The organism is uncultured Ilumatobacter sp. (assembly GCF_963980585.1).
Taxonomy (GTDB): domain Bacteria; phylum Actinomycetota; class Acidimicrobiia; order Acidimicrobiales; family Ilumatobacteraceae; genus Ilumatobacter_A.
In genome coordinates, this window is the sequence record NZ_CAXCAM010000076.1 from 1 (window position 1) to 7,436 (window position 7,436).

At 63.1% G+C, this 7,436-nt stretch carries 6 protein-coding genes; 2 read left to right on the forward strand and 4 right to left on the reverse strand.

Translation table 11 applies throughout. The features are described 5' to 3' along the window. Nucleotides 1-168: 168 nt before the first annotated feature. Nucleotides 169-1,821, forward strand: a complete 1,653-nt coding sequence (locus ACH2DW_RS14920; protein WP_394930540.1) for a fumarate hydratase — start codon at nucleotides 169-171, stop codon at nucleotides 1,819-1,821. A gap of 1 nt (nucleotide 1,822) precedes the next feature. Here the strand turns inward: ACH2DW_RS14920 and ACH2DW_RS14925 are convergent, their stop codons facing one another. The 4 genes from ACH2DW_RS14925 to ACH2DW_RS14940 are packed head-to-tail and all read right to left on the reverse strand — an operon-like array spanning nucleotide 1,823 to nucleotide 6,878. Continuing rightward, nucleotides 1,823-3,487 (reverse strand): alpha/beta fold hydrolase, encoded by a 1,665-nt coding sequence (locus tag ACH2DW_RS14925; RefSeq protein WP_394930541.1) that lies wholly within the window; start codon nucleotides 3,485-3,487, stop codon nucleotides 1,823-1,825. Nucleotides 3,488-3,519: 32 nt separating this feature from the next. After that, nucleotides 3,520-4,338 (reverse strand): enoyl-CoA hydratase/isomerase family protein, encoded by an 819-nt coding sequence (locus ACH2DW_RS14930; protein WP_394930542.1) that lies wholly within the window; start codon nucleotides 4,336-4,338, stop codon nucleotides 3,520-3,522. A 4-nt stretch (nucleotides 4,339-4,342) separates the two neighbouring features. After that, nucleotides 4,343-5,251, reverse strand: coding sequence for a TIGR03564 family F420-dependent LLM class oxidoreductase (locus ACH2DW_RS14935; RefSeq protein ID WP_394930543.1), 909 nt, complete (start codon nucleotides 5,249-5,251; stop codon nucleotides 4,343-4,345). Nucleotides 5,252-5,261: 10 nt separating this feature from the next. Further along, on the reverse strand, nucleotides 5,262-6,878 hold the full coding sequence (locus tag ACH2DW_RS14940; RefSeq protein WP_394930544.1) for an ABC-F family ATP-binding cassette domain-containing protein: 1,617 nt from the start codon (nucleotides 6,876-6,878) through the stop codon (nucleotides 5,262-5,264). Nucleotides 6,879-6,922: 44 nt separating this feature from the next. On the opposite strand from ACH2DW_RS14940, the gene ACH2DW_RS14945 reads away from it, so the two are divergent. Next, nucleotides 6,923-7,417, forward strand: a complete 495-nt coding sequence (locus tag ACH2DW_RS14945) for a DUF2752 domain-containing protein (RefSeq protein ID WP_394930545.1) — start codon at nucleotides 6,923-6,925, stop codon at nucleotides 7,415-7,417. Nucleotides 7,418-7,436: the final 19 nt, after the last annotated feature.

The following is a 7,436-nucleotide window of genomic DNA, read 5'->3' on the forward strand; positions in this document are numbered from 1 at the left end:
ACATGCCGATCGAGCGGGCCCAGGCGATCACCAACACCTTCGCTGTGGCATTCCTCGACGAGGTGTTCAAGGGCGGCGAGATGATCCAGATCGACGAAGTCGACGAGCAGACGGACCTCGTCTTTCAAGCCGAGTAAGTCTTCCGGGCCGAGCAATAGGCTCACGTCCATGGCTGACGCTGACTTCGATTACACCGAAATGTTCCCGTTGGGGCCCGACGAGACTGAGTACCGACTCGTCTCCGCTGATGGTGTCTCGACCTTCGAGACACCCGAAGGAACCTTCCTCAAGGTCGAGCCGGACGCGATTCGCAAGCTCACTGCTGAGGCGATGCACGACATTGCACACTTCTTGCGCACCAGCCATCTTGAACAGCTGCGCAAGATTCTTGACGACCCCGAGGCCTCCGACAACGACAGATTCGTCGCCCTTGACCTCCTGAAGAACGCGGCGATCGCTGCCGGCGGCGTACTGCCGATGTGCCAAGACACCGGCACCGCGATCGTCAAGGGCAAGAAGGGAGAGTACGTGTTCACCGGCGGCGGCGACGAAGAGCAGATCGCCCGGGGCATTGCCGACACCTACCTCACCACCAACCTTCGCTACAGCCAGATGGCGCCGCTCGACATGTACACCGAGAAGAACACCGGCACGAACCTCCCGGCAGAAATCAAGATCAATGCGGTCGACGGCGATGCCTACAAGTTCCTCTTCATGGCCAAAGGCGGAGGCTCCGCCAACAAGAGTTTTCTGTTCCAAGAGACCAAGGCACTGCTGAACGAAGCCACGTTGCTGCCGTGGATCTTCGACAAGATTCAGGCGATTGGTACCTCGGCGTGCCCGCCGTATCACCTTGCGATCGTCATCGGCGGCACATCTGCTGAGATCGCCGTCGAGACTGCCAAGCTCGCCAGCGCTCATTACCTCGATGGACTCCCGACCACCGGTTCGCCGTCCGGCCACGCCTTCCGCGACCTCGACCTCGAAGCCAAGGTCTTGGAGCTTGCTCAGAGCACTGGTGTGGGGGCGCAGTTCGGCGGCAAGTACTTCTGCCACGACGTCCGCATCGTTCGCCTCCCCCGGCACGGCGCGTCGTGCCCGGTCGGCATGGCGGTGTCGTGCTCAGCGGACCGCCAGGCGATGGGCAAGATCACTGCGGATGGCCTGTTCCTCGAACAGCTCGAGACCGACCCGGCGCGCTTCCTCCCGGCAGTTGGATCCGAGGACCTGCTCGACGCCGAGCCGGTCCACATCGACCTCAACCGGCCGATGGACGAGATCCGTTCCACGCTCGCTGAACTCCCGGTCACGACGCAGGTGATGCTGACCGGCCCGATGATCGTGGCGCGTGACATCGCGCACGCCAAGATCAAGGAGCGTCTCGACGCTGGTGAAGAGATGCCGCAGTCCTGGAAGGACCACGCGGTGTACTACGCCGGTCCCGCCAAGACCCCTGAGGGCTACGCGTCGGGTTCCTTCGGCCCCACGACGGCTGGACGCATGGATTCCTACGTCCCGGAGTTTCAGGCGGCCGGCGGGTCCATGGTGATGCTCGCCAAGGGCAACCGTTCGCAACAGGTCACTGACTCGTGCAAGGACAACGGTGGGTTCTACCTCGGTTCCATCGGCGGCCCGGCTGCCCGACTGGCGCTGGACAACATCCGGAAGGTCGAGGTGCTCGAGTACCCCGAGTTGGGCATGGAGGCCATCTGGAAGATCGAAGTCGAGAACTTCCCAGCCTTCATCGTCGTCGATGACAAAGGCAACGACTTCTACGCCAAGGTGCGGGCCGAAGCCTCGATGCCTGTCTCGCTGCGCTGACTCAACAGGCGGCGAGCGCCTCGCCGATCGCAGCGTCAGCGGCCGTGGAGGTGACAGCGAGGACGACATGGCTGATCGTCTGATCGCCGAGTTGATTCACTCGGCCTGCTGCGCACTGGGCGGAATCGGCATCGAGACCCATCCCGAATTCGAACACGCTGACAAGTAGCCGCTCAGATTCAACGTCTCCGTGACCGAACAGAATGTCGCCGAGCTCCTCATTGGATGGGTCCCTACCCGCCTGATCAAGGAACGGGCACTCGAGCCCATCGACGGGCTGCACACCATCGAGCAGTTGACGCACGACCGCATCATTGATGCAATCTGTCGGCGCCGGAAATGCAGTGTGGCCCACGCCGTTCCACACGATGTCGACAGCGCTCTCGAGCGCCTCGGCAAAGACCGGCGCATGTTGACCCGGAGTCAACGGATCGAACTCGGTACCGATCACAAGAATCGTTGTGGCCACCTCAACAGCCTCGACCGGCGCCAACATCTCTTCGTTGACCGGAATGCTGTCGCAGTACGACCAGTCGTCGACGACGTGTCGGAAGTCGGCGCAGTAGATCACGATGTTGGCGATTTCGAACGGCTCGGCCGGCTCGTCGAGGGCATCGGAGCTGATCGCGGCGTCGGTCGAAATGAGCGATGCAAGCGCCGAGGCATCGCCTTCAGACGCGTCAGCCACGCCGGTGGCAAGCAGCTCCCAGTCGCCGGAATAGCTCATCGACGATGCGATCAACTCGGCATACGCGTCGTCATCGACCACGTCGGGAGAACCAGCAAAATCGTCGGTGGGCAAGGCTCCGATCCTCGCAACGAGCTCGTCGAGCACCGCCTCGCTGTCGGCACCCGGTACACACCGATCGCTCGCGTCGCAGAGTTCACTGAAGCGCCGGATCGCTCCCGGGATGCCGTCGGCGGCGTAGTACGGGAATCCGTCTTCGAAATAGCCATCGGCCGACCCGATCAACGGGTCGGTGGCTCCATCGAGCACGAACCGTCCCACCGTGTCGGGGTACTGAGCTGCATATGCGGCACCGAGCGTGGCGCCATAGCTGTATCCGAGGTAGTCGAGCCGTAGTTCGCCGAGCGCCACTCGGATCGCCTCCATGTCGCTCGCCGAGTACGGAGCAGCGAGATGTGCGGCAAGCGGGCCGGTCGCATCGGCACAGGCCTCCATCAGGAAGTCGTCGCTGATGTCTGGGTTGTCGCCACACGAGATGGCCGGGACCGAATTGGCGACGCCACGCGGATCCCAGGACACGATGTCGAAGGCCCGCAAGATCTCGATGGGAAATGCCGACCGGATCCCCCACGCGAATTCGACACCCGACCCGCCAGGACCACCAGGGTTGATGAGTAACGAACCGCGACGATCCCCCGTCGCAGCGTGGCGAGTCAGGGCCAAGTCCACCGTGTCATCGGCCGAGGAGTCAAACGGGTCCATCGGCGCGGTCAAGGTGGCGCATTCCCACCCGTCGGTTTCGACGACGACTGACTCAGGAATGCCGAAGGCCTCGCACGATGACCACTCGATTTCACTCGCTGGTGGGATGACTGGAGCGTTGGCGGCTGACCCGATCTGGTCAGACCGTTCGGTCGTCACGTCGATTGACGGCGCGCACGCGGCAGCGGCAAGCGCCACGGTCAGGAGGCCGGCCAACCGAAACCTGTTGGTGTGCAGGAACCGTTCTGTCACCTCTGATTGCCGAGCTCAGCTGCCAATTCACCCAGGCGACGCTCGCCCTCAGGAGTCTGTCCTCCGCGGTCCATGAACGCGGCCATGGCGGCCACGGTTTCGTCGTTGCCAAGCAGTGCGCTAAAGGCGGTTCCCTCGGCGAGAAGTTCGCCTTCGATGCCCTGTTCCGAACGCAGCACGCTGGCTTTGGCCGCAGCGACGGCTGCGGGAGGGAAACTCGCAATTCGACTGGTGAGACGATCGATGAACGCGTCGATCGCATCCGGTTCGATGATGCGATTGATCATCCCCCATCGTTCCGCGGTGGCAGCATCGACGTCGTCACAGCCCAAGATGACTTCGAGCGCCCGGCCACGTCCGACGAGCCGCGGGAGCCTGACAGTTCCGCTGCCTCCGGGGATGATTCCGAGCGCCACCTCGGGTTGGTTGAAAATGGCGCTCGGCGTCGCGAAGCGCATGTCGCAGCTCATCGCCAGTTCGTTGCCACCGCCGCCGACGCGACCTTCAATGACGGCAATGGTGGGCTTTGGCATCGTGCGGAACGTCTCACACATGCGGTGAAAGTTGTTCAGCGCTGTGGGCGGTGCCGCGTCAGTCGGCATCTGCTGGATTGCTTCGACATCGAAGTGGGCGATGAACCACTCAGAGTTGGCGGACCGCAGCACAACCGCACGCACCTCAGCCGACGCCGCCAACTCTGCACCAGCCTTGGCGATCTCGATGAAGACATCGACGCTCAGCAGATTGATCGGCGGGTGATCGATGGTGAGCGTGGCGACGCCACGGTCATCGATGGTGATGGCAACCGCAGCCACGGAATCAGCCGATCAGTGAGGTGACAGCCTCACGAGTGGCTGCCGCTTCGTCGGGGTTGCCGGGGAACTCGACCGTTGCGAACTCGGTGACGCCGAGGTCGGCCAGCGCGCTGATGCGCTCGGTCACCTCTGCGGCTGTGCCGGTGATTGCAATGTCCTCCGGTCCCGCTGCGCCTTCCCGATCGAGCATCGCTCGGTATGAGGGCAGCGAGCCGTAGATCTCGAAGACCTTCGCCGCACGTTCCTTCGCTCCAGCGAAGTCGGACGTGACGCACACGGGCAGGGCTGCGACGACTCGGGGTGTCGGTCGACCGGCTGCTTCGGCAGCGGCATTGATCGTCGGCACGATGTAGTCGCCAAGCGTCTTGGGGCCGGTGCACCACGTGATCGTGCCGGCCGCCATTTCGGCGGTGATCTTGAGCATCTGCGGTCCGAGTGCGGCGACGACAGTGTCGAACGGTTGCGCTCCCTTGGCGTTGATGGCGCCGTAGGTGGTGTAGTCCTCGCCCGCGTACTGCACCGGTTGACCCTGCGAGAGCGGCCCGAGAATGCTGAGGTAGTCGCGGATATGGCGGATCGGCTTGTCGTAGCTCATCCCCATCATGTTCTCGATGACGACCTTGTGGCTGAGTCCGATACCGAGCGTGAGTCGACCTTCCGACGCCGCGCTCACGGTGAGTGCCTGCTGGGCGATCGCCATCGGGTGGCGCGGATAGGTCGGGACCACGGACGTGCCGAGTTCGATACGCGGCACCTCTCGTCCGACGATGGCAAGCGTGGTCAGTGCGTCGTGGCCGAAGATATTGGGCGCCCAGTACGAGGCGTAACCATCAGCTTCCGCTTGTCGAGCCTCGGCGACGACATCGTCGATCGTGCCTTCGTTGAGTGTTCCTCCGAAATATCCAATGCGCATGCCGACATGGCTAGCTCATTGAGACCAGGTCGAGCCAGCTCTCGGAGTAGTAATCCACGTCGCCGTCAGGCATCAGCAGCACTTTGGTCGGTTGGAGTTCACGAACGAATTCCTCGTCATGGCTGACAAGGATGATCGCGCCGGGCCAGTCGACGAGTGCTGCGGCGACGGCATCGCGCGACGGCGGGTCGAGGTTGTTGGTCGGCTCGTCGAGCAGCAAGACGTTGTTGCGACCGACCATCAGCATCGACAGTGCCAGCTTTGTCTTTTCTCCACCTGACAAGGTGCCGGCGTCTTGGAACACCTTCTCCCCAGAGAGGCCGAACATGCCGAGCAATCCGCGGAGTTGGGTTTCGCCCAATTCAACGTCGGCCGGAACAGCCCGACGAATGTTGTCGAGCAGAGACTCGTGCACCATGAGATTGTCGTGTTCCTGGGCGTAATAGCCAGCGTGCACCTGGTAGCCCCACTTAAAATCGCCGAGGTTCGCTTCGGTCTCGCCGGCCAAGATCCGCAACAGGCTCGTCTTGCCGGCGCCATTGAGGCCAAGTACCAGCAGACGTTCACCCTTGCCGAGATCGAAGCTGATGTCTTCGAAGATCGACGGGCCTCCGTACCCCTTGCACAACCCGGTCGCCGTGATCACGGTGTTGCCACATTTGGGCGGCGGCGGGAAGCGGACACTCATCGTCTTGGTCGACTGAGGTCCACGCACGCGATCGGTCTCAAGGCGAGCAATACGTTTCTCGACGCTGTGCGCCATGGCTGCCTTGGTGGCCTTGGCGCCGAATCGGTCGACGACGGTTTGGAGCCGGTCGATCTCCTTGGCCTGCAACGTTGCCTTCTTGGCGAGGCGAACCTCGTCGTCGGCGCGGGCGCGCTTGTACTGCGTGTAGGTGCCCTTGTATTCGAAAATCTCGCCAACGGCAGTCTCGGATGCACGGTCAAGGTGAATGACGCGGGTGATCGCCTCATCGAGCAGTTCGAGGTCGTGACTGATCACGAGGAGCGCACCTTTGTACTGACGCAGGAAACCGAGCAGCCATTCCTTGGCATCGACATCGAGGTGGTTGGTCGGCTCGTCGAGGCACAGCACGTCGGATCCGGCGAACAAGATGCGCGCGAGTTCGACCCGGCGGCGCTCGCCACCGGACAGCGTGCTGATCGGCTGGTCGAGCCGTTCGTCAGGGATACCGAGACCGGCGGCCATGGCCCTGGCCTCGCTTTCGGCGCCGTAGCCCCCGTTGGTACGGAACGACTCCTCGGCGTTGATGTATCGCGTGACGTTGCGCTCGTCGGGATTCTCCTCCATGGCGATGCGCAGCTTCTCGATCTTGACCATCTCGTCGTCGATGCCCCGCCCCGAGAGCACGTGCGTCACGCACGATCGACCATCGAGCGCCGAGTCAATCTTCGGATCCTGCGGCAGATACCCGAAGCCGCCCTTACGCAGGACATTGCCAGTCTTTGGTTCGGCTGCACCGCCCAGCACCTTGAACATCGAGGTCTTGCCCGCACCGTTGCGGCCGACGATTCCGACCTTGTCCCGTGGCATCACGGTGAAGCTGGCGGAGTCGACCAGCAGTCGCCCACCCACTTCCACCGAAATTGCCTGTGCTTGCAGCATGTCCTCCAGGCTAGGAGCGCTGGGGCGAGCTACGGTCGGATCTCATGGAGTCGGCGGTGTCACCTCTGGCACGCCCGCTTGAAGCGGCTCGTGCGTTTCACGACCCGCTCCCCACCGCTCAACGACCGTCGCTCCTCAGCACGGCCGCTGCCATTCCGCTCGCCTGCGCTGGGTTTGCTGCAGCCGCAGCGGTCCACGTGGTAGCCGACAACCCGGGATCCGGCGAAGGCGGGCTGACGCCGTGCCCGATTCGGGCACTCACCGGCCGGTGGTGTCCCGGCTGCGGTCTCACTCGGGCGACGCATCACCTGTTCCGCGGCAACATTGCACAGGCGTTGTCGTTCAATCTGTTCGTTCCGATAATTCTCGCGGCGCTGGTCACCATGTGGATCGTCTGGCTACGCGTCGCCACCGGACGCGGGGTGCCAGCGTGGGTGATGGCACTACGCGTACGGACCTACGTTGCCGCTGGAGCCGTGCTGACGATCTTTACCATCGCTCGCAACTTCGAGAGCGCCGGAGCACTACGCGGGGGGTAGCAGCAATCGGCAGCAGACC